Source organism: Shinella sp. GW821-FHT11G07, from assembly GCF_058808115.1.
Window position 1 is genome coordinate 1 of the sequence record NZ_JBXARJ010000004.1, and the last position, 21,599, is coordinate 21,599.

Annotated in this window: 18 protein-coding genes; 10 read left to right on the forward strand and 8 right to left on the reverse strand. The window is 63.2% G+C overall.

Going from position 1 to position 21,599, the window contains the following annotated elements:
- Positions 1-263 precede the first annotated feature (263 nt).
- The gene (locus tag AC1RT2_RS09060) at positions 264-1,880 is read left to right on the forward strand and encodes a GMC family oxidoreductase (protein WP_493101280.1); all 1,617 of its coding nucleotides are present in this window, start codon (positions 264-266) and stop codon (positions 1,878-1,880) included.
- 3 nt (positions 1,881-1,883) lie between these two features.
- Here the strand turns inward: AC1RT2_RS09060 and pdxR are convergent, their stop codons facing one another.
- Positions 1,884-3,398 carry a MocR-like pyridoxine biosynthesis transcription factor PdxR gene (pdxR, locus tag AC1RT2_RS09065; protein ID WP_493101282.1) on the reverse strand — a complete coding sequence of 505 codons (1,515 nt, stop codon included), beginning with the start codon at positions 3,396-3,398 and terminating at the stop codon, positions 1,884-1,886.
- A gap of 162 nt (positions 3,399-3,560) precedes the next feature.
- Here pdxR and AC1RT2_RS09070 point away from each other — a divergent pair, with 162 nt between their 5' ends.
- The 6 genes from AC1RT2_RS09070 to AC1RT2_RS09095 all read left to right on the forward strand — a co-directional run bounded on the left by AC1RT2_RS09070 (position 3,561) and on the right by AC1RT2_RS09095 (position 10,320).
- On the forward strand, positions 3,561-4,664 hold the full coding sequence (locus AC1RT2_RS09070; protein ID WP_493101284.1) for a mandelate racemase/muconate lactonizing enzyme family protein: 1,104 nt from the start codon (positions 3,561-3,563) through the stop codon (positions 4,662-4,664).
- Between the two features lies 1 nt (position 4,665).
- Positions 4,666-6,153, forward strand: coding sequence for an aldehyde dehydrogenase family protein (locus AC1RT2_RS09075; RefSeq protein WP_493101286.1), 1,488 nt, complete (start codon positions 4,666-4,668; stop codon positions 6,151-6,153).
- A 180-nt stretch (positions 6,154-6,333) separates the two neighbouring features.
- Positions 6,334-7,410: an extracellular solute-binding protein gene (locus AC1RT2_RS09080; RefSeq protein ID WP_444801785.1), complete on the forward strand. Its 1,077-nt coding sequence runs from the start codon at positions 6,334-6,336 to the stop codon at positions 7,408-7,410.
- 94 nt (positions 7,411-7,504) lie between these two features.
- The gene (locus AC1RT2_RS09085; protein ID WP_493101288.1) at positions 7,505-8,578 is read left to right on the forward strand and encodes an ABC transporter ATP-binding protein; all 1,074 of its coding nucleotides are present in this window, start codon (positions 7,505-7,507) and stop codon (positions 8,576-8,578) included.
- A 5-nt stretch (positions 8,579-8,583) separates the two neighbouring features.
- The gene (locus AC1RT2_RS09090; protein ID WP_069060914.1) at positions 8,584-9,453 is read left to right on the forward strand and encodes an ABC transporter permease; all 870 of its coding nucleotides are present in this window, start codon (positions 8,584-8,586) and stop codon (positions 9,451-9,453) included.
- A 3-nt stretch (positions 9,454-9,456) separates the two neighbouring features.
- On the forward strand, positions 9,457-10,320 hold the full coding sequence (locus AC1RT2_RS09095; RefSeq protein WP_069060915.1) for an ABC transporter permease: 864 nt from the start codon (positions 9,457-9,459) through the stop codon (positions 10,318-10,320).
- 70 nt (positions 10,321-10,390) lie between these two features.
- Here the strand turns inward: AC1RT2_RS09095 and derI are convergent, their stop codons facing one another.
- The 7 genes from derI to AC1RT2_RS09130 form a co-directional block, all read right to left on the reverse strand.
- Positions 10,391-10,849 carry a D-erythrulose-4-phosphate isomerase gene (derI, locus tag AC1RT2_RS09100; RefSeq protein WP_493101291.1) on the reverse strand — a complete coding sequence of 153 codons (459 nt, stop codon included), beginning with the start codon at positions 10,847-10,849 and terminating at the stop codon, positions 10,391-10,393.
- Between the two features lie 13 nt (positions 10,850-10,862).
- Entirely contained in the window at positions 10,863-11,633 is a 771-nt protein-coding gene (locus AC1RT2_RS09105; RefSeq protein ID WP_493101293.1) for a triose-phosphate isomerase, read from the reverse strand.
- A complete protein-coding gene (locus AC1RT2_RS09110) occupies positions 11,630-12,406 on the reverse strand; it encodes a DeoR/GlpR family DNA-binding transcription regulator (protein WP_493101295.1) in 777 nt (258 codons plus the stop codon). Before AC1RT2_RS09110 ends, AC1RT2_RS09105 begins: the two co-directional genes overlap by 4 nt.
- Before the next feature lie 54 nt (positions 12,407-12,460).
- The gene (locus AC1RT2_RS09115; protein ID WP_069060918.1) at positions 12,461-13,438 is read right to left on the reverse strand and encodes a sugar-binding transcriptional regulator; all 978 of its coding nucleotides are present in this window, start codon (positions 13,436-13,438) and stop codon (positions 12,461-12,463) included.
- A 73-nt stretch (positions 13,439-13,511) separates the two neighbouring features.
- Positions 13,512-14,447 carry a sugar phosphate isomerase/epimerase family protein gene (locus AC1RT2_RS09120; protein ID WP_493101297.1) on the reverse strand — a complete coding sequence of 312 codons (936 nt, stop codon included), beginning with the start codon at positions 14,445-14,447 and terminating at the stop codon, positions 13,512-13,514.
- An 8-nt stretch (positions 14,448-14,455) separates the two neighbouring features.
- The gene (locus tag AC1RT2_RS09125; protein WP_493101299.1) at positions 14,456-15,967 is read right to left on the reverse strand and encodes a glycerol-3-phosphate dehydrogenase; all 1,512 of its coding nucleotides are present in this window, start codon (positions 15,965-15,967) and stop codon (positions 14,456-14,458) included.
- Between the two features lie 44 nt (positions 15,968-16,011).
- Positions 16,012-17,562, reverse strand: a complete 1,551-nt coding sequence (locus AC1RT2_RS09130; RefSeq protein WP_493101301.1) for an FGGY-family carbohydrate kinase — start codon at positions 17,560-17,562, stop codon at positions 16,012-16,014.
- Positions 17,563-18,342: 780 nt separating this feature from the next.
- Between AC1RT2_RS09130 and AC1RT2_RS09135 the strand changes: the two genes are divergently transcribed.
- The 3 genes from AC1RT2_RS09135 to AC1RT2_RS09145 are packed head-to-tail and all read left to right on the forward strand — an operon-like array spanning position 18,343 to position 21,585.
- A complete protein-coding gene (locus AC1RT2_RS09135) occupies positions 18,343-18,993 on the forward strand; it encodes a DUF2291 family protein (RefSeq protein WP_493101303.1) in 651 nt (216 codons plus the stop codon).
- Complete coding sequence (locus tag AC1RT2_RS09140; RefSeq protein WP_493101305.1) at positions 18,990-20,531, forward strand: sugar ABC transporter ATP-binding protein; 1,542 nt, start codon at positions 18,990-18,992, stop codon at positions 20,529-20,531. Before AC1RT2_RS09135 ends, AC1RT2_RS09140 begins: the two co-directional genes overlap by 4 nt.
- A 13-nt stretch (positions 20,532-20,544) precedes the next feature.
- On the forward strand, positions 20,545-21,585 hold the full coding sequence (locus AC1RT2_RS09145; RefSeq protein WP_493101307.1) for an ABC transporter permease: 1,041 nt from the start codon (positions 20,545-20,547) through the stop codon (positions 21,583-21,585).
- Positions 21,586-21,599: the final 14 nt, after the last annotated feature.

Here is a 21,599-nt window from a genome sequence, read left to right on the forward strand (position 1 = left end):
CGCTACCGCCGCAAACACCGAAACCAAAAACCGCTGGAGCGAACTCAAAACTGGATAAAACTTGGGGGCAAGGTCACCTCATTACCGGGTTGAGGACCGTGCTATGCGGCCGCCGAGGCCGTAGTTGGACGACGCCAGCGGGTCGGCGCGCCACCGGGGCTATGATAAACTGGTACGCCAATCCCATCGAAATGGATGCTGACGCAAGGTCCACGGGCGGATAGCAAGGGTGGACGGCGTGCATTTGAAGGAATGGGGGAAACATGGACGAATACGACTACGTTGTTGTCGGCGCGGGATCGGCTGGCTGCGTGGTTGCCAATCGGCTTTCAGCGGGTGGCCACTATCGTGTTGCGCTGCTGGAAGCCGGCGGCAGTGACCTGAACTTCTGGGTGCGCATGCCGATCGGCTATGGCAAGGCGTTCTACCATGACACGCTGAACTGGAAATATCTGACCGAACCCGTGCCGGGTTTCGGCGGCCGCCAAAGCTATTGGCCGCGCGGAAAGGTGCTCGGCGGGTCCAGCTCGATCAACGCCATGGTTTTCATCAGGGGTCAGGCCCAGGATTTTGATGAATGGCGCGCGCTCGGAAATCCGGGCTGGAGCTACGAGGACGTGCTGCCGGCCTTCAAGCGGATGGAAAACAACCTTTCTGGGGCCGACCAATGGCGGGGGCAGGATGGACCGGTCACCGTCACCAATATCGAGAAAGTGGTGCATCCGCTTTGCGCGAATTACCTCGCGGGCGGGCAAGAGGCAGGCCTTGCGCGCAACCCGGATTTCAATGGCGCGACACAGGAAGGCATCGGTATCTATCAGATCACGACGCGCCATGGTTTCCGCTGCTCGGCCGCGACGGCCTATCTGGCCCCGGCGCGCAAGCGGCACAATCTCACTGTGATCAAGGCTGCCCAGGCGACCCGGTTGCTGTTCGACGGCAAGCGCGCGACGGGTGTCGAATACAGGCAGGGTGGAGAGATTCGACAGATCCGGGCGCGCCGTGAGGTGGTCCTGTCCACCGGAGCCGTGAACACGCCGCAGCTTCTGCAGCTCTCTGGCGTCGGCGATCCGGCCTTGCTGAAGCGCCACGGCATCGAGGTCGTGCATGCGGCCATCGGCGTCGGGCGTAATCTGCAGGATCATATCGGCTTCGACCACCTTTACAGGAGCAGACGGCCGACACTCAATGATATGCTGCGCCCCTGGTGGGGCAGGCTCATGGTGGGGCTGCGCTATGTGCTGACGCAGAGTGGCCCGTTGTCGCTCAGCGTGAACCAGGGCGGAGGGTTTTTCCGCACCAGCCCGGAGCACACGCGGCCGAACATGCAGCTCTATTTTTCGCCGGTCAGCTATACGCGCGCCCTTCCAGGGCGGCGGGCGTTGATGAGCCCGGATCCTTTCTCCGGCTTCCTCGTCGGGGTTTCCAACTGCCATCCGACGAGCCGCGGGCAGCTTGCGATCCGCTCCGCGGACCCTTTTGCCGCGCCTGAAATCCAGCCGAACTATCTCTCGACGGAGGAGGACGTGCAGGAACTGCTCGAAGCCGCGCATTTCCTGCGGCGTCTTTCCCGGACCGGCCCGATGCGCGAAATCATCGAGGACGAGATCCGGCCGGGCACTGGTATCACAGGCGATGACGAGCTGATCGCCGACATCCGGGAGCGCTCCGGGTCAGTGTTCCACCCCTGCGGCACCTGCGCCATGGGGCCGGACGCTGCGACCTCGGTGGTGGATGCGCGTCTGCGCGTGCATGGCCTCGACGGCCTGCGCGTCGTCGATGCCTCGATCTTCCCCCACATCACCTCCGGCAATCTCAATGCGCCGACGCTGATGGTCGGCGAAAAGGGTGCCGAAATGATCCTCGCCGACGCCCGATAGCGTTCAACCGGCGCGGCGGCCCTGTTCCTTGCGCATGTCCTTCAGTACGGCGCCGAGGGTTTCCGCCGCACTTGCGATCATGCGCGGTGGCGCTGAACTGAAGCCGAGCACAAGGCCGCGTTGCTTGACCGGCGTGATGGCAAAGCGGCTGATGGGGGAGACGAGGATGTTGCGCTCGGCCGCGCGGCGGGCGACAGCGAGTTCGTCGAAATCGTCGGCAAGGCGGCCGACCGTGTGAAAGCCCGTATCGGTCGGCGCGACCTCCAGCATACCCTCCATATGCCGCGTCGCGCCGTCGAGCAGCGCCTGGAGTCGTTCGGCATAGACGCGCCGCATGCGACGGATGTGGCTGGAAAAATGACCGCATTCTATGAAGCTGGCGACGACCGATTGCAGGCTTGTGGCAGACCCCTGCAAGGTTGCCCCGGCGATGCGGTAGAAGACGTCGACCAGTCCTGGCGGCGCGACGACATAACCGAGGCGAAGGGCTGCGAACAGCGCCTTGGAAAAGCTGCCGACATAGATGACGCGGCCGGACGTATCGACGCTCTTCAGCGTCGGCGGTGGATGGCCAGCATAGTGGAATTCGCCGACATAATCGTCCTCGATGATCCAGGCTCCGGCTCTTTCGGCGGCCCGCAGCAGTTCGAAGCGGCGCTGGAGGCTCATCGTCACGCCAAGTGGGTGCTGATGAGCGGGGGTGACGAAAGCGAGGCGGAAATCCGGCGCAACGGCCAACCCCTCGGCAACGTTGATGCCCTCCTCGTCGATGCTGAGCGGCACGAGTTTCGCACCGGAAGAAATCAGGCTGTTGCGCGCACCGATCGCGCCGGGATTTTCGATCCACACCGTATCACCGGGATCAAGCAGGGTGTTGCCGATGCGGTTGAAGGCATCCTGCGCGCCGTTGAAGATGAAGACCTGCTCGGGCTCGCAGGTGATGCCGCGGTTGGCGCGCAGATGCATCGCGACGGCCCGGCGCAGCTCCATCAGCCCTTCCGCCGGGGGATAGCCGAGCAGCAGGTTGCGCGGCTGGCGCCAGTAGCGCGCGACCATGCTCGCCCACAGCGCCATCGGAAACTCGTCGAAGGCCGGAATGCCGGTGATGAAGGGGCGCGGGTTTTCCGGGTGCGCCAGGCGGGGAAAGTAGTGTTCCGAAGCGTCGGCGCTGAGTTGGGCAAGGCGCGGCGGGCTGCGGATCTCGTCTTCGATACCCTTCACCGCGATCCTTGCCGGGCGACCGTCGCGCAGGGTTTCGGCCACATAGGCGCCGGCGCCTATGTTTGAGCGGATCAGCCCCTCGGCGGCGAGCTGCTCGTAGACGCTGATCGCCGTGGTGCGGGAAACCTCGTGGTCCTTTGCCAATGTGCGGCTGGAAGGCAGGCGCTCGCCGGGCTGGAGTTCGCCGGAGAGGATCATCTCGCGGAGCGCCGTACAGAGCTGTGCGCTGATCGGCGTCCTGGACGTGCGATCGAACTGCAGCGTGGGCAGCAATGCGCCGCCCGGATATTTTACCATCTCGCCCTCCCGGCCTGTCGTCCCCTCGCAATAATGGTCCGCTACTAAAAGTAAAGTGGACCTTATCGCGTGAAGATTTTGCGATGATTGTCGTACCAGTTCGCGGCGTCAAGGGCCGTTCCATCCGCCAGGCAGCTTGGCCGTCAAACAGATTAGATTGTCATGAAGATCAAACGCATCGAGACCTTCTGCAACAGATATGTCGGCTTCGTCCGCATCACCGATGAAACCGGTGCCACCGGCTGGGGCCAGGTATCGACCTACAATTCCGACATCACGTCCGAGATCCTGCATCGTCAGGTCGCGCCCAATACGCTCGGCGCCGAGATCACCGACCTCGATGATCATCTCGATCGCATCTTCGAGCGCGAGCACAAGTTTCCGGGCTCTTATCTCTACCGCGCCATATGCGGCCTCGACACGGCTATCTGGGACCTGCGCGGCAAGCAGGCCGGCAAACCGGTCGCGGCATTGCTCGGCGGCTCGGCCGGGCCGCTGCGCGCCTATGCCTCCTCCATGAAGCGCGATATCACGCCGGCCACCGAGGCCGAGCGGTTCAAGCGCCTGCGCGGCGAATATGGCTTCGATGCCTTCAAGTTCCGCGTTGGTGCCGAGTGCGGCCGCAACCACGACGAATGGCCGGGCCGCACGGAGGAGATCATCCCGACGATCGCCAAGGCCGTTGGCGCCGAGGCCGATCTGCTCGCCGATGCCAACTCCTGTTATTCGCCGGCGCGCGCCATCGAGGTCGGCCGGATCATGCAGGACAATGGCCTCGTGCACTACGAGGAGCCGTGCCCCTACTGGGAGCTCGAGCAGACGAAGGAAGTCACGGACGCCCTCGACATGGACGTGACCGGTGGCGAGCAGGATTGCGACCTGCCGACCTGGCGCCGCATGATCGAGATGAAGGCGGTCGACATCGTGCAGCCGGATATCTGCTATCTCGGCGGCATCAGCCGGACGCTGCGCGTCGTGCGCATGGCTGAAGCGGCTGGAATCCCCGTTACGCCGCATGCCGCCAATCTTTCCATGGTGACGCTTTTCACCATGCACCTGCTGCGCGCCATTCCGAATGCCGGGAAGTATCTCGAATTCTCGATCGAGGGTGAGGACTATTATCCCTGGCAGGATGGTCTGTTCCGCAAGTCGCCTTATGAGATCGTTGATGGTAAGGCGACCGTGACCGACGAACCCGGCTGGGGTGTCGAGATCGATCCGGAATGGCTGGCGCGCTCCAGCTACCAGGCAAGCGAGGCGAATTGAGATGAGCACCGAAACCCTCGTCGACGAGTATTTCTCCAGCGGCACGCTCTCCGGCTTGCCCGATGGCCATTTCATCGACGGCGCTTTCGTCGCGGCCTCCGGTGGGCGCTCGATGGAAACCTTCGATCCCGGCGCTGCCCGTGCCTTCCATGCCTTCGCCGCGGGTGACGGCAGCGACGTGGACCGCGCGGTTGATGCCGCACGCCGCGCGCAGCGTGACTGGGCGCGTACCAAGGCGAGCGCCCGTGGTGCGATCCTTTTCCGCGCGGCCCAGATCATTCGGGCGGAGGCGGCACGGCTCGCCGTGGTGGAAAGCCTCGACAGCGGCAAGGCCCTGCAGGAGGCCGAGGGGGACGTTGCGAGTGCGGCGCGCTCCTTCGAGTATTATGCCGGCGCCGCCGACAAAATCCAGGGCGACACCTTTCCGCTTGGCACCGACTATATCGGCTACTCCATCGAGGAACCGGTCGGCGTTACCGCCCATATCATTCCCTGGAACTATCCACTTTCGACGGCGGCCCGCAGCATTGCGCCGGCACTGGCCGCCGGTTGCACCGTGGTCGCCAAGCCGGCGGAGCAGACACCGCTGACGGCGCTGATGCTCGCCGACATCCTTTTTCGCGCCGGTCTGCCTGCGGGTGTGTGCAACGTCATCACCGGTACAGGCGCGGAAGCCGGCGGACCGCTGGTCGCGCATCCCGGCATTCGCCATGTCACCTTTACCGGCTCCGTGCCGACGGGCATCCGTGTCATGCAGTCTGCGGCAGCCAATGTCACCAGCGTCGTGCTCGAACTCGGCGGCAAGTCGCCGCTGATCGTCATGGCGGATGCGGATATGGATGCCGCCGTCGAAGGCGTGCTCGGCGCCATCTATGAGAATGCCGGGCAGATCTGCTCGGCCGGGTCCCGCCTCGTGGTGGAACGCAAGGTGCATGCGGAACTGGTCGAGCGCCTTGCGGTTCGCGCAAGTGGCCTGAAGCTCGGCCATGGCCTGCGCCGTCCGCAGGTCGGTGCACTGAGCTCCGGCGCCCATCTCGACAAGGTGGCGGGCTATGTGGAGGGCGCTCGCGGCCGCGGCATTACGATTGCCGCCGGCGGTGAGCGCGCAACGGACCCTGAAAGCGGCACCGGCTGGTTCTTCCAGCCGACCATTCTCGATGCCGTCCAAGCGGATGACCCGGTGATCCAGGAGGAGATTTTTGGCCCGGTGCTGTCGGTGCAGGTCGTCGAGGGCGAAGAGGAAGCCGTCGCCATCGCCAACGGTACGGATTTCGGCCTCGTCGCCGGCATCTACACCCGCGATTTCGGCCGCGCCCATCGCATGGCGCGCGATATCGACGCCGGGCAGGTTTACATCAACGAATATTTTGCCGGTGGCATCGAGGTGCCCTTCGGCGGCAACAAGCTGTCGGGTTTCGGTCGCGAAAAGGGATTTGAGGCCCTGCGCAGCTATACCCGCACGAAGAGCCTCGCCGCGAAGATCAGCTGATCGTCATACTGGTCTTACCGCAAGGAGATAATGGACCTTTCAGGGGAGCCAATCTCCCTCTTTGATGGCAATGGCTAAAAATCGGGAACTAAGGGCCATCATCGGGAGTGATGGCCCTCTTCAGAAAAGAACGCCGGAGAAACGGCGGCTTTCAACAGCCAAATGGAAGAGGAGAACAGCATGAAATCGACATTCGCGCTCGCCGCGACGACGGCGCTTGCCCTCATCGTCGCAAGCACTGCAGCTCACGCAGATACCCTGCGCCTGCTCACCTGGGGCGGCTACGCGCCCGATAACGTCATCAAGCTCTTTGAGGAAGCAAACCCAGACATCACCGTCGAGGTCACGCTTTCCAACAATGAGGAAATGGTTGCGAAGCTCCGGGCAACCGGCGGCGCCGGCTACGACCTCGCCCAGCCGAGCCATGACCGCATTTTTGCGGCCCAGCAGGAATACAACATCTACAAGCCGCTCGATCTCTCGAAGATCGACACCGCGTCGCTTGCACCGAACCTTCTCGACGGCGTGAAGGCCAATGCGACGATCGACGGCAATCTCTATGCCGTGCCGCATCAATGGGGCACATCCGGCGTCGTCGCCGATATTTCCAAGGCGCCGAACGTCAAGGGCTGGGCGGATCTCTGCAATCCGGAATACAAGGGCCGCACCTCGATGCGCCTGCGCCGCACCATCCTGCTCGGCACGGCCTTCTCGCTCGGCAAGGACCCGTTCGCGCTCTATGGCGACAAGGCCGCCTACCAGGCGATGCTCGACGAGGTGACGGAAAAGCTGATCGCCTGCAAGGACAACGTCAAGACCTATTGGAACGGCGGCGACGACCTTTCGACGCTCCTGCTCTCCGGCGAAGTCGTCGTCTCGGAAGCCTGGGATTCGACGGCCTTCAAGCTTTACGCCCAGAACAAGAACCTGGTCTATGTGCCGCCGGAAACCGGCGCGCTTGCCTGGATCGACACCTTCGTCATCCCGCGCAAGGGCGAGGCGGACGATGCCGCCTACAAGTGGATCAACTTCGTCATGAAGCCCGAGATCGTCAAGCTGATGTCGGATTCGACAGGCGCAATTGCCGCCGTCAGCAACGGCATCGATCTCCTGCCGGATGAAAAGAAGGCCGCCGTGAAGGCCGCCTTCGACGAGAAGGATCTCGCGAACCTGAAGTTCTTCGCCAATATTCCGGCGGGTCTTGAGGACATGGAAGGCAAGGCGCTCGAGCGCATCAAGGCCGCTGCGTCGAACTGATCGCCTCTGAAGGCGTGACACCAGCCGGCCGAGGGATTGCCTTGGCCGGCTGTTTTCAAAATGGCCGCCTTGCGGCCGCGATTTGCGAGCACCCATGCACGACCTTCAATGCGAAAGCCTGAGCAAGCGGTTCGGCGCCTATACTGCCGTCAACAGCGTGTCCTTCAATGTCCCGCGCGGTTCGTTCTTCTCCATTCTCGGACCCTCCGGCTGCGGAAAGACAACGCTGATGCGCATGATCGCGGGCTTCGAGGAGCCGACGAGCGGCGACATCCGCATCAAGGGGCAGTCCGTGCTCTCGACGCCGCCGAACAAGCGGCCCGTCAAGATGGTGTTCCAGCATCTCGCCCTCTTCCCGATGATGAATGTCGGCGAGAATATCGCCTATGGGCTGCGCTGCCGCGGCGAGAACAAGATGGACATTACCCGCAAGGTGGCGCAGGTGCTCGACCGCGTTGGCCTGCCAGGCACCGAGCAAAAGCAGGTCGCCCAGCTTTCGGGCGGACAGAAGCAGCGTATCGCCATTGCTCGCTGCATGGTGCTTGAACCCGACGTCCTGCTGCTCGACGAGCCGCTTGGCGCGCTCGACCTGAAGCTGCGCGAGCGCATGAAGATCGAGCTGAAGCAGCTCCAGCACCAGTTCGAGACGACGTTCCTCTACATCACCCACGACCAGTCGGAAGCGCTGCTGATGTCGGACAATGTGGCTGTCATGAATGCCGGCCAGTTCGAGCAGATCGGCTCGCCGCAGGAGCTCTACCACAATCCGAAGACCGGCTTCGTCGCCGGTTTTGTCGGCGACAGCAACCGCTGGCCGGGCCGTGCGCTTTCGGTGGCGGACGGCAAAGTGCGCGTGGCACTCGACGGCGGCGGTGAGGCGATTGCGGCGGCCGGTGACGACCGGATCGCGGCCGGGAGCGCGGTCGAGCTTTTCGTGCGCCCGGAAGTGCTTTCGGTTGGCACGGGGTCCGAAAACCGGCTTGAGGGAACCGTCGAAAGCCTGCTCTTCAACGGGGCAAGCAGCCGCATCCTGGTGCGCACACAAGGCGGCAATCTCGTCGAGGTCGGCCAGGCCGTGATGGACGGTACCAGCCGCGTTGAGCCCGGCGCAAGGGTCGATATCGGCTGGAGCCACGGCCACGGCCGCTGCTTCAGCGTGTCGAGGTAGTGGCGATGGCGCGCTCGGACGTCACGAAACTCTCCTTCATCCTGCTCTTCGCGCCCTTCGCGCTGTGGATCGCGCTGCTCATCATCCTGCCGCAAATCGGCATCGGCTATATCTCGCTCAGGGAAAAGGTGGGGCCGGGCGAATACACGTTCGGCGTCTCGAACTACGTTGCCTTCCTCTCGGAGCCGATCTACTGGAACACGCTGCTGCGCACCGCCTGGATGTCGATCCTGGTGACCGCGATGGCGCTCGTCGTCGGCTTTCCCGTCGCCTATTACATCGCGAAGATCGCGCAGCGCCGCTCGCGGGCCGCCCTCTTCCTGATGTGCCTTATCCCGCTCTGGGTGAGCGACCTCGTGCGTGCCTTCGGCTGGATCGTCATCCTTCGCGAAACCGGCCTCGTCTCGACCTTCCTGCAGAAGGTCGGCCTGGTCAGCGGTCCCGTGGAGTTTCTTTACAACGACGCCACCGTGGTGATGGGGCTCGTCTATACGGTCGTGCTGTTCATGATCGTGCCGCTCGTTTCCACGCTCGACGGCATGGACAATTCGCTGATCGAGGCGGGTTACAATCTCGGCGGCAGCCGCTTAACGGTCTTCCGCCGCATCGTCGTGCCCTATGCCATGCCCGGCATCGTCGCCGGCTGCATCATCGTCTTCATGCTGACGGCGGGCAGCTACCTCACGCCCATCCTGCTCGGCGGCAAGAACAGCATGTGGTTCACGGAGCAGATCTACGAACAGTTCGTGACGCGCTACAATTGGGAGTCGGGTGCTACCTTTGGTGTCCTGCTCCTCGTGTTCACCTCGTTCGTCGTCTGGCTTGGGCTGCGGCTGACCGGCCAGAGCCTCGCCTCTACCGTCGCAAAGGACTGACCCATGAACGTTGCGGCCCCGCAATCGCCTCTCCTCCGATGGGTCTATCGCGGCTATATGCTGGCGTTCCTCATCTATCTCGCCGCACCGCTTTTCGCCGCCGGCATGTTCGCCTTCAACGACTCGATGTTTCCGGCGCTGCCCTGGAACGGTTTTACGCTCGACTGGTTCTTCAGTAGCACGGAACCGAAGATCGGCATGTTCCATGACCGGCGACTGCTGCGCGGGCTGCAGAATTCGCTGATCATCGGCGTCGCCGTGTCCGCGATGGCGGTCGCCGCCGGCACCTGCAATGCCTTCCTGTTCGAGCGCAAGCAGTTTCCCGGCAAGAACATCTTCTACATCCTGATGATCGTGCCGCTCGTCATTCCGGGCGTCATCCTCGGCATATCGCTTCTGGTTTTCGCCAGCATGATCGCCAACGGCCTGGAGGAAACGTTTGGAATCGAATGGGACTTTTTACGCCCCGGGATTTTTCTCGTCATCCTTGGCCAGTTCTCGTTTCTCACCACCATCACCTCGCTGGTGATTGCCGCGCGGCTGAGAAAGTTCGACATCGCGCTGGAAGAAGCGGCCTTCAATCTCGGCGCGACGCGACTGCGCGTGCTGATGACGGTGACGCTGCCCTATCTGATGCCGGCGCTTTTCTCCGCCTTTGTCGTCGCCTTCCTCGTTTCGTTCGAGAATTTCAACACGACACTGATGCTGGTCGGCTCCGATGCGCCGCTGACGATCACCATGTACGATCGCATGGTGAAGGTCGGCTCGACGCCGGTGCTGAACGCTGTCTCGTTCTTCCTGATGGTGGGATCGGGGGCGCTGGCGCTGCTCAGCGTGGTCGTGCAGCGCAAGGACGAACAGGCGTAGTCCCTGCGAAAACGAGTTGACCAGCCCCGGCATTGCGCGGGGGCTGGTCTGGAGCTGTTGGTGCCGGCCGTTACTTGGCCGCGTTGTATTTCGCGTCGACCTCGTTGATCGCCTGGACGTTGCCGGCGGAGCGGCCGTTTTCGTCAAACGTCTGGGCGAGATAGGCGTCGGCGATGGCCTTGGCGAGTTCCGTGCCGATGACGCGGGCGCCCATGGTGATGATCTGGGCGTTGTTGGAGAGTGCTGCGCGCTCGGCGGAATAGGTGTCGTGCGTCAGCGCGGCGCGGATGCCCGGAACCTTGTTGGCCGAGATGCAGACGCCGATGCCCGTGCCGCAGACGAGGATCGCGCGGTCGTATTCGCCGGCGATGACGCCGGAGGCGACGCGGTCGGAGAGGGTGGCATAGAAGGTGTCCGGGCCGGCGTCGGTGCGCGAGACTTCGTGCACGTCGTGGCGGTCCTTCAGGTGATCGGCGAGAACCTTGGCGAGGCCTTCGCCCGCGCTGTCACCGGCAATAGCGAGTTTCATGAGAAGTCTCCTTTCAGATGGTGGCGGCGCATCGCGCCAGGATGTCGAGGTAACCTTCAACCTTCCAGGCTGAGCGGCCGATGAAGAGCCCGTCGATGTTCGGGCAGGCGATCAGTTCCTCGCAGTTCTGCGGGTTGACGGAACCGCCGTAGAGGCAGGGAATGCGGCGGCCGAGGATTTTTTCCGCCACGTCGGCGATCTCGGCGTGGCGCGCATCGGCGTAGTCTGCCGTTGCTGGAATACCCTTTTCACCAATTGCCCAGACGGGTTCATAGGCGAGCAGGATTTCGGCCTGTTTCTGCGTGGCGTTGAGCCGCGACAGCGCACCGCGCACCTGCTGCGCCAGCACTTCGGTCGCATGGCCGCCTTCGCGGTCGGCAAGCGTCTCGCCGATACAGATCAGCGGCACGAGGCCGTGGCGCACCGCAGCCTCGGTCTTGAGGCCGACGGTCTCGTCCGTCTCGCCGAAATGCTCACGGCGTTCGGAATGGCCGAGCTCGACGAGGTCGAGGCCGCAATCCTTCAGCATCAGCGGCGAGACCTCGCCCGTCCAGGCACCTTCGTCCGCCCAGTGCATGTTCTGCGCGCCGACCTTCACGGACGTATCGGCGAGCATCGTCTTGACTTCGCGCACGGCGGTGAACGGCGGAATGATGAAACGCTGGATGCGGGCATCGCGGCCGCTGTCGGCCGCAGCAAGACCTTCGGCGAAGACCTTTGCCTCGGCGAGCGTCTTGTTCATCTTCCAGCTCGTGCCAACCCAGAATGTCCGGCTTTGGCTCATATGGTTGTCTCCTTGTGGGCGATCCGCACCACGGTTTTTCCGTCGCCGAGTTCGGCCAGCGTGTCGTGGGGGAGGGGTTTGTCGGATAGGACGGTGTCGAATTCCGCGAGGTCGGCCAGCACATGCAGTGCCGTGTGGCCGAAGCGGCGATTGTTGATCATCAGGCAGGACTGGCGGCTGGACCTCATCATCGCCCGCTTGGTGCGCACCACGGCTTCATCCATGTGATAGGCGAGGCGTCCCGCGGCTGCGGGCGCGGAAATGAAGGCGATGTCGGCGCGCAGCCGCGACAGCGTTTCTTCCGTGACGATGCCGAAATAGGCGTTGAACTTGGCCGAATAGACGCCGCCGAGGCCGATCAAGGTGACGCCGGAGACGCCCTTGAGGCGTTCCATGATCGCCGCATTGTTGGTGATGATGGTGATCGGCTTCTTTGCCGCCAGCACGTCGCCGAGCACGGAGGCCATCGAGCCGTCGTTGATCATGACCGTCATGCCGGGCTCTACGAGGTCGGCGGCGGTTTCGGCCAGCGCGCGCTTCACATCGGCTTCCTGCAATTCGCGAAAACGGAAATCGCTCTCGAACTGGGTGCCGGCATCGATGGTGGCGCCGCCGCGCACCTTGCGCAGCACGCCGGCCCGCTCCAGGTCGTCGAGGTCACGATGGATGGTCATCTTGGAGACGCCGAAGCGCGCCGCGATGTCGTCAAGCTCGACAGCCCGGCTTTCGACCAGAAGATTGATGATCTCCTGTCTGCGCTCTTCCCGTTTCACCGTGTTCTCCATCCTCACGCTGAGTGGAAGGCTTATAACATCGTTTCAGCGAAATTATAACATGATGCTTGTGATTTTGTGATTTTTGTCGTTGGGACTTTGCAGGAGCAACCGTGCCGTCCGCTCGTCCGTAATCAATCCGTGCAGTTTGTGGCTGTGCAGGACCGCACGGATGGCCTCGGTCTTCACCGGGCCGCCGGCGATCGCCACGATGCGGTCCTTGCCATCGTCCGAGAAGGATGCGGCGAGCGTTCTTGCCGTCACCGATGTCTCGAGGATGCGGCCCTTGTTGTCGAAGAAATGGCCAAGCAGTTCTCCCACACCGCCAAGCGAGGCAATCTCCTCCAGTTCGTCCGGTTGGAGCATGCCCGATTTCACCAGATGCGCCTGGTTGTCGACCGTGCCGATGCCGACGATCTTGAGGTCGGCGCTGCGGGCAAGATTGAACACCTCGCTGACGCCGCGCTGGGAGAGCAGCACTTCGCGGTCCTCCTCCGTATTGGCGAAGAAGGGCACGGGCATCACATAGGCCTGGGTGCCGGTCTTTTCCGCGAGGCGATGCATGACGTCATAGGGATTGGCGGCATAGTTGCGGGTAAGCCCGCCGAGCAGCGAGACGAAGCGTGTGCCGCTGGCGCTGATCCGCGGCAGGTGGCGAACGGCGGCCGAAAGCGTGCGGCCGTGACCAAGGCCGATGACGGCGGATTCGCCGCGTTCGATTTCGCGCCGAAGGAAATTTGCCCCGGCATGGCCGAGCGTGGTCAGCGCGAGCGGGTCGTCGTCGATGTCGGGCGAGACCTCGCAGTAACCGAGCCCGTAGCGGGTGGAGAGTTCAACCTCCAGGTTGGCGCATTCGGCAATGTGGCCGTCTATGCTGACCTTCACCACGCCCTCGGCAACCGCCCGCGCGATCAGCCGGTGCGCCTTCACCGATGGGATGCCCAGGCGTTTTGCCACAGCGGACTGGGTGAAGCCGCCGATATAGTGCAGCCAGGCGGCGCGGACGGCGAGAGAATCTTCGTTGTCGATCATCAGTGGTGTCCTGCCTTGCTTTACACCCGGAGTGATTTTTCAGATCAAGCCTTAGCAAGCGGACCAGCAGCGGTCAGCCCAGCTTGAGATCGGAAACACCGGTATCGATATACGGCGCCCAGAAGGCAATGCTTTCGGCAATCTGCGGAATGACCTCTCTGTCGTTCGGCTCGCGCTCCTTGAAGGAGAGTTCCAGGCAAATCTCGTTGTCGACCGCGCCGCCCTCGGCGAAGGCCTTCAGCAACGGTTCCGGCTGGATTCGGCCCTTGGCGTTGAACTCGGCGGTGAACGGCCGGTGGCCACCCTTATCCATCAGGCTCTGCTTGATGTGGATGATCGGCGAGATTTTCGGCACTGCACGCGCCCAGGCATAGGGCTCGAAGTCGTCCGGGTTGCTGGAGGTCACGTCGCCGTGGTCGATATCGGCCATCATCCACATGGGGATGGCCATGTTGGCGGCGGTCAGCCGATCCTGCAGCTTGATGCATTCGGCAATGGTCTCGCCGAACTCGCGGCCGATACTCATAGGCTCCCAGAAGACATAGGAGAGGCCCGCACCCTTGGCATGTTCGGCAACTTCTGCCCAACAGTCGATCGCGATCTGGATCAGTTCCTCGCGGCGTGCCGGATCGTCAAAGTCCTTGTAGGTGAAGATGGCGAACTGGGTGCCGACGGAGGTGCCGCCGAGATCACCGATGATGTCGGCAAAGGTCTTGAACCAGTCGACATAGTAGCGCCGCACATCCGCATCCGGATGGCCGAAATGGTTGAGGCGGCCATAGGGACCGGTCATGCCTGACGTGACGCGCACGCCGGTCCGTTCCAGCGCCTTGTCCATCTGCCGTGTCAGCCGCCGGATCGTCGCCGCGTTCCAGCTCGGATTGATGAACTCGTGGGTCAGCTGGAGATCACGCAGGCGAAGGTCGCGCGCGACGGTCTCGATCAGGTCGTCGGGATCGGCGAAGCGGTTGACCAGCGGATTGGTGTTCAGCGAAAGCGTCAGCGGCATGGTCGTCCTCAGGCGGCGGCAAGGCGGGTGGCGTTGAACCATTCGGCGAAGGCCGCGCGCTCGGCTTCCGTCATATGCAGGTAGTGCTTGGTACGGCGATAGAGGATGTCTTGCGCTGTCTGCGCCCATTCGCTGGCGACGAGATAACGGGCCTCCGCCTCGTAGAACTGGCCGCCGAAATGCCGGCCGAGGCTTTCAAGGCTGGTGGCACCAGCGATGACATTCTTGGTGCGCGTGCCGTACAGGCGGCCGTAATGCTGCACCAGCTTGCGCGGCATCCACGGATAGGTGTCGCGCAGGCTGTTGGCGAAGGTCTCGTAGTCGGCGTTCGGCATGTCGCCGCCGGGAAGCGGCGCCTTCTCCGTCCAGTCGCCACCCATGCTCGGGAAGATATGCGCAAGACGGTGCATGCCGCGCTCGGCGAGTTCGCGGAAGGTGGTGATCTTGCCGCCGAAGACATTGAGCAGCGGCGCGCCGCCGGTCTCGTCGAGATCGAAGACATAGTCGCGGGTGACGGCAGAGGGGTTGCCCTTGCCGTCGTCGAACAGCGGGCGCACGCCGGAGAAGGAGTGCAGCACATCCTGCCGGCGCAGCTTTTCCTTGAAGTAGCGGTTGACCGCCTTCAGCAAGTAGTCGATTTCCGTCTCGTCGGCGGAAACATCCTCGGCGCGGCCTTCATAGGCGATATCGGTGGTGCCGATCAGCGCCTTGTCGCCCTCATAGGGGTTGATGAAGATGACGCGCTTGTCGTGGTTCTGCACCAGATAGGCGTTCGCGCCCGCCCAGAATTTCGGAACGATGATGTGGCTGCCCTTGACGAGACGCACATTGCGCGAGGAGTTCGAGCCGGCGACGCGGTTGATGACGTCGGAGACCCAGGGGCCCGCGCAGTTGACGAGGCACTTAGCGCGGAAGGTGCGCGTTTCGCCCGTCGTGCTGTTCTTTGTCGTCACCGTCCAGGCGCCGCTTTCGCGGCGGGCAGAGACAGTCGGTGAGCGCGTCAGCACCACGGCGCCTTTTTCCGCTGCACCCACGGCATTCAGCGTCACGAGGCGTGCGTCGTCCACCCAGCAGTCGGAATATTCGAAGCCGCGGGTGTACTGGTCGAGGATCGGCGTGCCTTCAGGATCGCGTGCGAGATTGAGCGTGCGCGTGCCCGGCAACTTCTTGCGGCCGCCGAGATGGTCGTAGAGGAAGAGGCCGAGCCGGACGAGCCAGGCCGGACGATCCTCAGGGCTGTGCGGCAGCACGAAGCGCATCGGCCAGATGATGTGCGGGGCGGCGTTGAGCAGCACTTCGCGTTCGATCAGCGCCTCGCGCACAAGGCGGAACTCGTAATATTCGAGATAGCGCAGGCCGCCATGTACCAGCTTGCCCGAGCGTGAAGAGGTGCCTTCGGCCAGATCGTCCTTTTCGCTCAGCACCACGGAAAGGCCACGGCCGGCCGCATCGCGCGCAATGCCGGCACCATTGATGCCGCCGCCGATCACGAAGAGGTCAATAAGCTCGGGCTCGTTCATCTCAATCTCCTTCGGCGCCTCACGGGGAGGCGCAATCGTTTTCTTCAGCGCGCGGCCAGGATGTCCCAGGCGGGTGTTATGCCCCGGCGAACATCCACATAGGCGGCAAACAGGCGCGTCATGCGTTCGGTGTCTTCGGGCTTGGGTTTTTCGGCATCGCCGAGTTCGGGGGTGACCCAGTCGGCAATGCAATCGTCCATCGTGCGGTAGGCGCCAATCGCGACGGCCGCCATCATCGAGGCGCCGGCGGCGCCGGCCTCTTCACGGGTGCTGACGCGAACCGGTGCGCCAAGGGCAGCACCCAGCGTGCCACGGATCGATGCCGAGCGGGCCGCACCGCCGCTGACGCGGAGTTCGGAGGGCAGGGCGCCCATGGCCGCATAGCAATCGCGGGTGGCCATGCCGAGGCCTTCGACGACGGCGCGCACGAGATCCGGATAGCGATGGCGGCTGGCAAGCCCGGTGAAACTGGCGCGAGCGCGCGCATTGACGAAGGGGCCGCGTTCGCCGGCCTCGGAAATGTAAGGATGGTAGAGGATGTTGCCGGGCTTGCTTGCGGCAAACCAGGCGTCGACGCGGCCGATCATGTCGTTGAGCCCGACGGTGACGCCGAATTCGCCCAAGAGGTCCGCGCCGAGTTGCAGCAGCCAGTCGAGATTAATCGTCGCGCCCATATTGGTCTGGACCTGCGTGACCACGCCGGGGATCGGCAGCGCGATGACGTAGCCGGTGCGCTCGGCATTCAACACGACGTCGGAAACCGATTTTGCCAGAAGGTGCACGCCAGTCGAGCCGATGGCGGAGCAGGCGGCGTTGCGGCCCTCGCTGCGCACACCGGCACCGAGCGCCGTCATGCACATGTCGACATAGCCGAGGCAGACGGGTGTGCCGGCGCGGAGGCCGGAGACGACAGCAGCTTCAGCCGTCAGCGGGTGGGTGGTCTCCGTGCCTTCGATGACTTCCGGCAGCAGGCCGCGGCGGTGTGTCAGGCCAAGTGCTGCAAGCACGTCGCTGTCATAGCAGCGGGTGCGGAAATTGCCGAAGGTGAAGCTGACTTCGGAAGGGTCGGTGGCGCGGATGCCGGTCAGGTTCAGGTAGAGCCAGTCCTTGCAGTGCATGGCCGTTTCGGCGCCGGCCAAAAGCTCCGGAAAATACCGGTCCATATGGGCGAGCTGCGTGCCCTGCTGGCAGGTGTTGAGGCCGGTGCCGGTCGCCTCGAACCGTGCGCGGTCGGCGTCGGTGGCGGCAAGCCGCTCGACGGTCGGCGCCGCGCGGGCATCGAGCCAGAGCCAGGCATCGCCTGCCGGGCGGTTGCCGGCTCCGACAAGCCAGGTGCCATCGCCCTGGGCGGTAATAGCAATGGCGGCGGTGCGATCGGCAAGGCGGTCGACCTTGCCCGCCAGCCCACGCAAGGCGCGCGTGCAGTCGAGCCAAGTCTGGTCGAGCGATTGCGTGACGGAGCCGTCGTCGCCGGTGGTGTAGGTGTTGCGGACGGAGGCGCTGGCGATCTGGCGGCCGGTCAGCGTGAAGGCGACGGCCTTCATGACCGAGGTGCCGGCGTCGATGCCGATGATCAGGTCTGCCGCTTCAGCCATGACGCGCACCAACGGATGCCGCGACAGCCTGCGTCGCTTCGCCTGACCCGAAACAGAGCATTCAATCCTCCTGATCGTCTTTCACGAAAGCGTGCGTGGCCTTGCAGGCCATCCGGCCGAGGCCAAATTGGCCTTCCAAGGACTTTATCACGGAACTCCCAAGTCTCGGAAGAGAACATAACACAAAGCTATCGTATGTCTCGTAAAATTTTTCGGCCTTCGAATTTTTTTTCAGGTATGATGAGTGTAGGCAAGGCGTGAGGCTTGGGTATGTTTTCCGCGATGCCCTAGTTATTCCTATGAGGGATTTATCGCGGCACTGCGACCTTTAGAATGCCAATAAAAGTGAGTTTTTTCACGTAATATCAATCAGATGAGTTTCGCTCTTTGCTTCTGCCCCGGCTTCATTCGCATGGGCGTGCCTGGATTTGCAGGGTAGAGCTAACCGTCGCTTTGCCAAGCGGAAAGCTGAAGAGGCGCCATACTCGAAGACAATGTGATCGAAAAAGGCAGATTGACAGCCTGCGTTAAGTTAACATATATACTGGGACATATAACACGCATATATCGCAACTGCGAAGATGTGTGCAATGCAGCGCAAGGCAGGTGAGGAGACCTGGCCGGCGCCTTCATGGGGAGGACATCATGACATGTTCTGTACGGAAGACAGTGACGCCCGCCTGCGACGGTGCAAGCAGGTCCGTCGGCCTGCCCCTGTGGTCGGCCCCGTGCCGGCGCAGCCACTGAAGTACCCTCCGTTCAATCGCAAGGCCAATCGACATGACTGACACCACGCTATCGAAGTCGCCGCAGTCTCCGCGAAGCTATCGCTGGATCGGCATTGCCGCCGCCGTCGTGCTGGTCGGCGCCATGGCGTTCGACACGACGATCGTGCAGATCGGCTCCGAAAGAGACGTGCAGGTGCAGAAATTCTCGCCGGAAGCCTACGGCGCCGAGCAGTTTCCGCTCATCAAGCAGAGCGTCGAGACGCGCGCCGTCGATGCTGTCGAGCTTTCGGCGGCGATCGCCGCCGACAAGAAGGCGGCAGCCGAAAAGTACGGCGTGGCGACCTCGGTCGGCCCGGTCCTTCCGGTCAAGTTCACCGGCGTCGTCGGCGAGCGCAAGGCAAATTACAACGTTGTCGCCGTCGAGGGCCTGCCGGCCGAGTTGACCGTGCGGGTGCAGACGGGCCCGGCACTCAACGGCACGGATCTTCGCGATGCGACGGGCCAGATCGAATTCGGCCAGTTCAAAAACCAGATCGAGTATCAGGACGCCGGCTCGGCGATCAACAACGAGGTCAAGAAGGTCGTGCTCGGCGGCATCGATCCCGCAGCCCTTACCGGCAAGACCGTTTCGGTCATCGGCGTCTTCAAGCTGGTCAACCCGAAGAGCTGGATCGTCATTCCCGTGAGGCTCGACGTCCAATGAGCACGCTCGCCGATACCGGCCCGAAGGGTGAAGTCGTGCTCGCCGCGCGCAACGTGGCGAAGTCCTACGGCAGCGTGCACGCCCTCAAGGGCGTCAATTTCGACATTCATCGCGGCCAGGTTACGACACTGTTCGGCGAGAACGGTGCCGGCAAGTCGACCCTTATGAAAATTCTCTCCGGCGTGGTGCAGCCCACCGCCGGCGAGATCATTCTCGATGGAGAGCCCATCGCTTTCGCGTCATCCTCCCAAGCACGTGACCGCGGTATCTCCATCATCCATCAGGAGCTCAGCCTCGCTCCCAACATGAACGTTCGCGACAACATCTTCATGGGTCGCGAAATCATGACGGCAACGGGCGTGGACTTCGCTGAAGAAGAGCGCCAGACGCGCCTCCTGATGGCTGAACTGGAAGAGGACATCGATCCTCTCACCCCCGTCGAGGAGCTTCGCCTCGGCCAGCAACAGATCGTCGAGATCGCCCGCGCCCTCTCGGTCAATTCGCGCATCCTGATCATGGACGAGCCGACCTCGGCGCTCAGTGCATCCGAAGTCGAGGTGCTGTTCAAGGTCATCCGCGACCTGATGAGCCGCGGCGTTTCCATCGTCTACATCTCGCACCATCTCGAGGAAGCCCTGCAGATCACCAACCATGCGGTGGTCCTGCGCGACGGCGCGATGACGGCCTATGCCGAGCGCAAGGACATCGACCTCGAATGGATCGTCCGCCACATGGTCGGCGACAATTTCGATCTCGGCTCGCCGCCAACCGGCTACGACAAGGGCGATGTAGCACTGTCGATCGAGGGGTTGACGGTGGCGGATCCCGGCGGCGCCGGTTATTCGGTGGTCGATGGGCTTTCGCTTTCGGTGCGTGAAGGCGAGATCGTCTGCATTTACGGCCTCATGGGGGCTGGTCGCACGGAACTGCTCGAGACGGTCGCAGGCCGCCTCAAGCCGACGGCCGGCAAGGTCGTGCTGAAGGGCCGGGACGTTACCGGCCAGTCGATTTCGGCCTGCATTCGCGACGGCCTCGTGCTCGTGCCGGAAGACCGGCAGCGCGACGGCCTGGTGCAGACGATGAGCGTCGGCCGCAACCTGTCGCTTGCCAGCCTCGGTGCCTTCACGCGGGGTTTGTTCACCTCCACCTCCCGCGAGGCAGCGTTGATCAGCGAGGCGATCCGCAAGGTGCATATCAAGACGGATGGCGGTGCCGCACCGATCGGCTCGCTCTCCGGCGGCAACCAGCAGAAGGTGGTCATCGGCAAGATGCTGGCGACCGAGCCGGAAGTCATCCTGCTCGACGAACCGAGCCGCGGTATCGATATCGGTGCCAAGGCCGAGGTCTTCAAGCTTTTGGCCGAGCGCGCCAAGCATGGGCTTGCCGTCGTCTACACCACCTCCGAGGTCGGCGAATGCCTCAGCATCGCCCACCGCATCATCGTCATGCGGCGTGGCCGCATCTCCGCCGAATTCGGTCCCGACGTGACCAAAGAACAGATCATGGCCGCCTCTGGCGAAGCCGTGCATGCCCATTAGGAGCGCTGAATCCATGTCAGTCACACCTGCAATCGACACGAAGACGGCAGTCAGCGGCGGCAAGCGCAAGAAGAGCTTCGTCGAGCTGCTGTTCGAAGGCCGCGCCTTCTTCGCGCTTATCGCCATCGTCGTCGTCTTCTCGCTGATGTCGCCGAACTATTTCACGGTCAGCAACTTCCTCATCATGGCCTCGCATGTGGCGATCTTCGGCCTCTTGGCGATTGGCATGCTGCTCGTCATCCTGAACGGCGGCATCGACCTTTCGGTCGGCTCGACGCTGGGCTTGGCCGGTGTCGTCGCGGGCTTCCTGATGCAGGGTGTCACACTGCCGCAAATTGGTGTGATCCTCTACCCATCGGTCTGGGTCGTGGTGGTTCTCACCTGCCTTATGGGTGCCGTGGTCGGCGCCGTGAACGGCGTGCTCATCGCCTATCTGCGCGTGCCGGCCTTCGTGGCGACGCTCGGCGTGCTCTATGTCGCCCGTGGCGTTGCGCTTTTGATGACCAACGGCCTCACCTATAACAATCTCGGCGGCCGTCCGGAGCTCGGCAATACCGGCTTCGACTGGCTCGGCTTCAACCGTCTTGCCGGCGTGCCGATCGGCGTGCTGGTTCTTCTGGTCTTCGCCGTCGCCTGCCACATCCTGTTGGCCCGCACGGCCTTCGGCCGCTGGCTCTATTCGTCGGGCGGCAACGAGCGGGCGGCAGAACTGTCGGGCGTTCCGGTCAAGGGTGTGAAGATCGCGGTCTACGTACTGTCAGGCATCTGCGCGGCCGTTGCCGGTCTGGTTCTGTCCTCACAGTTGACCTCGGCAGGCCCGACGGCCGGCACCACCTACGAACTGACGGCCATTGCAGCCGTCGTCATCGGCGGCGCTGCGCTGACCGGCGGCCGCGGCACCGTCATCGGCACCATGCTTGGCGCTTTCGTCATCGGCTTCCTGTCGGATGGCTTGGTCATCATCGGGGTCTCGGCCTACTGGCAGACGGTTTTCACCGGCGCCGTGATCGTTACCGCCGTTCTGCTCAACAGCTTCAAATACGGCCGCCGCTGAAAAGCGGCGACTGA

Excerpts from the sequence above, each read along its gene's own strand:
- AC1RT2_RS09135 (WP_493101303.1), top strand. The coding sequence starts at position 18,343 with ATGACTGACACCACGCTATCGAAGTCGCCGCAGTCTCCGCGAAGCTAT.
- AC1RT2_RS09075 (WP_493101286.1), top strand. The coding sequence starts at position 4,666 with ATGAGCACCGAAACCCTCGTCGACGAGTATTTCTCCAGCGGCACGCTC.
- AC1RT2_RS09115 (WP_069060918.1), bottom strand. The coding sequence starts at position 13,438 with ATGATCGACAACGAAGATTCTCTCGCCGTCCGCGCCGCCTGGCTGCAC.
- AC1RT2_RS09070 (WP_493101284.1), top strand. The coding sequence starts at position 3,561 with ATGAAGATCAAACGCATCGAGACCTTCTGCAACAGATATGTCGGCTTC.
- pdxR (WP_493101282.1), bottom strand. The coding sequence starts at position 3,398 with ATGGTAAAATATCCGGGCGGCGCATTGCTGCCCACGCTGCAGTTCGAT.
- AC1RT2_RS09060 (WP_493101280.1), top strand. The coding sequence starts at position 264 with ATGGACGAATACGACTACGTTGTTGTCGGCGCGGGATCGGCTGGCTGC.
- AC1RT2_RS09090 (WP_069060914.1), top strand. The coding sequence starts at position 8,584 with ATGGCGCGCTCGGACGTCACGAAACTCTCCTTCATCCTGCTCTTCGCG.
- AC1RT2_RS09080 (WP_444801785.1), top strand. The coding sequence starts at position 6,334 with ATGAAATCGACATTCGCGCTCGCCGCGACGACGGCGCTTGCCCTCATC.
- AC1RT2_RS09085 (WP_493101288.1), top strand. The coding sequence starts at position 7,505 with ATGCACGACCTTCAATGCGAAAGCCTGAGCAAGCGGTTCGGCGCCTAT.
- AC1RT2_RS09145 (WP_493101307.1), top strand. The coding sequence starts at position 20,545 with ATGTCAGTCACACCTGCAATCGACACGAAGACGGCAGTCAGCGGCGGC.
- AC1RT2_RS09130 (WP_493101301.1), bottom strand. The coding sequence starts at position 17,562 with ATGGCTGAAGCGGCAGACCTGATCATCGGCATCGACGCCGGCACCTCG.
- AC1RT2_RS09105 (WP_493101293.1), bottom strand. The coding sequence starts at position 11,633 with ATGAGCCAAAGCCGGACATTCTGGGTTGGCACGAGCTGGAAGATGAAC.
- AC1RT2_RS09120 (WP_493101297.1), bottom strand. The coding sequence starts at position 14,447 with ATGCCGCTGACGCTTTCGCTGAACACCAATCCGCTGGTCAACCGCTTC.
- AC1RT2_RS09125 (WP_493101299.1), bottom strand. The coding sequence starts at position 15,967 with ATGAACGAGCCCGAGCTTATTGACCTCTTCGTGATCGGCGGCGGCATC.
- AC1RT2_RS09140 (WP_493101305.1), top strand. The coding sequence starts at position 18,990 with ATGAGCACGCTCGCCGATACCGGCCCGAAGGGTGAAGTCGTGCTCGCC.
- AC1RT2_RS09095 (WP_069060915.1), top strand. The coding sequence starts at position 9,457 with ATGAACGTTGCGGCCCCGCAATCGCCTCTCCTCCGATGGGTCTATCGC.
- derI (WP_493101291.1), bottom strand. The coding sequence starts at position 10,849 with ATGAAACTCGCTATTGCCGGTGACAGCGCGGGCGAAGGCCTCGCCAAG.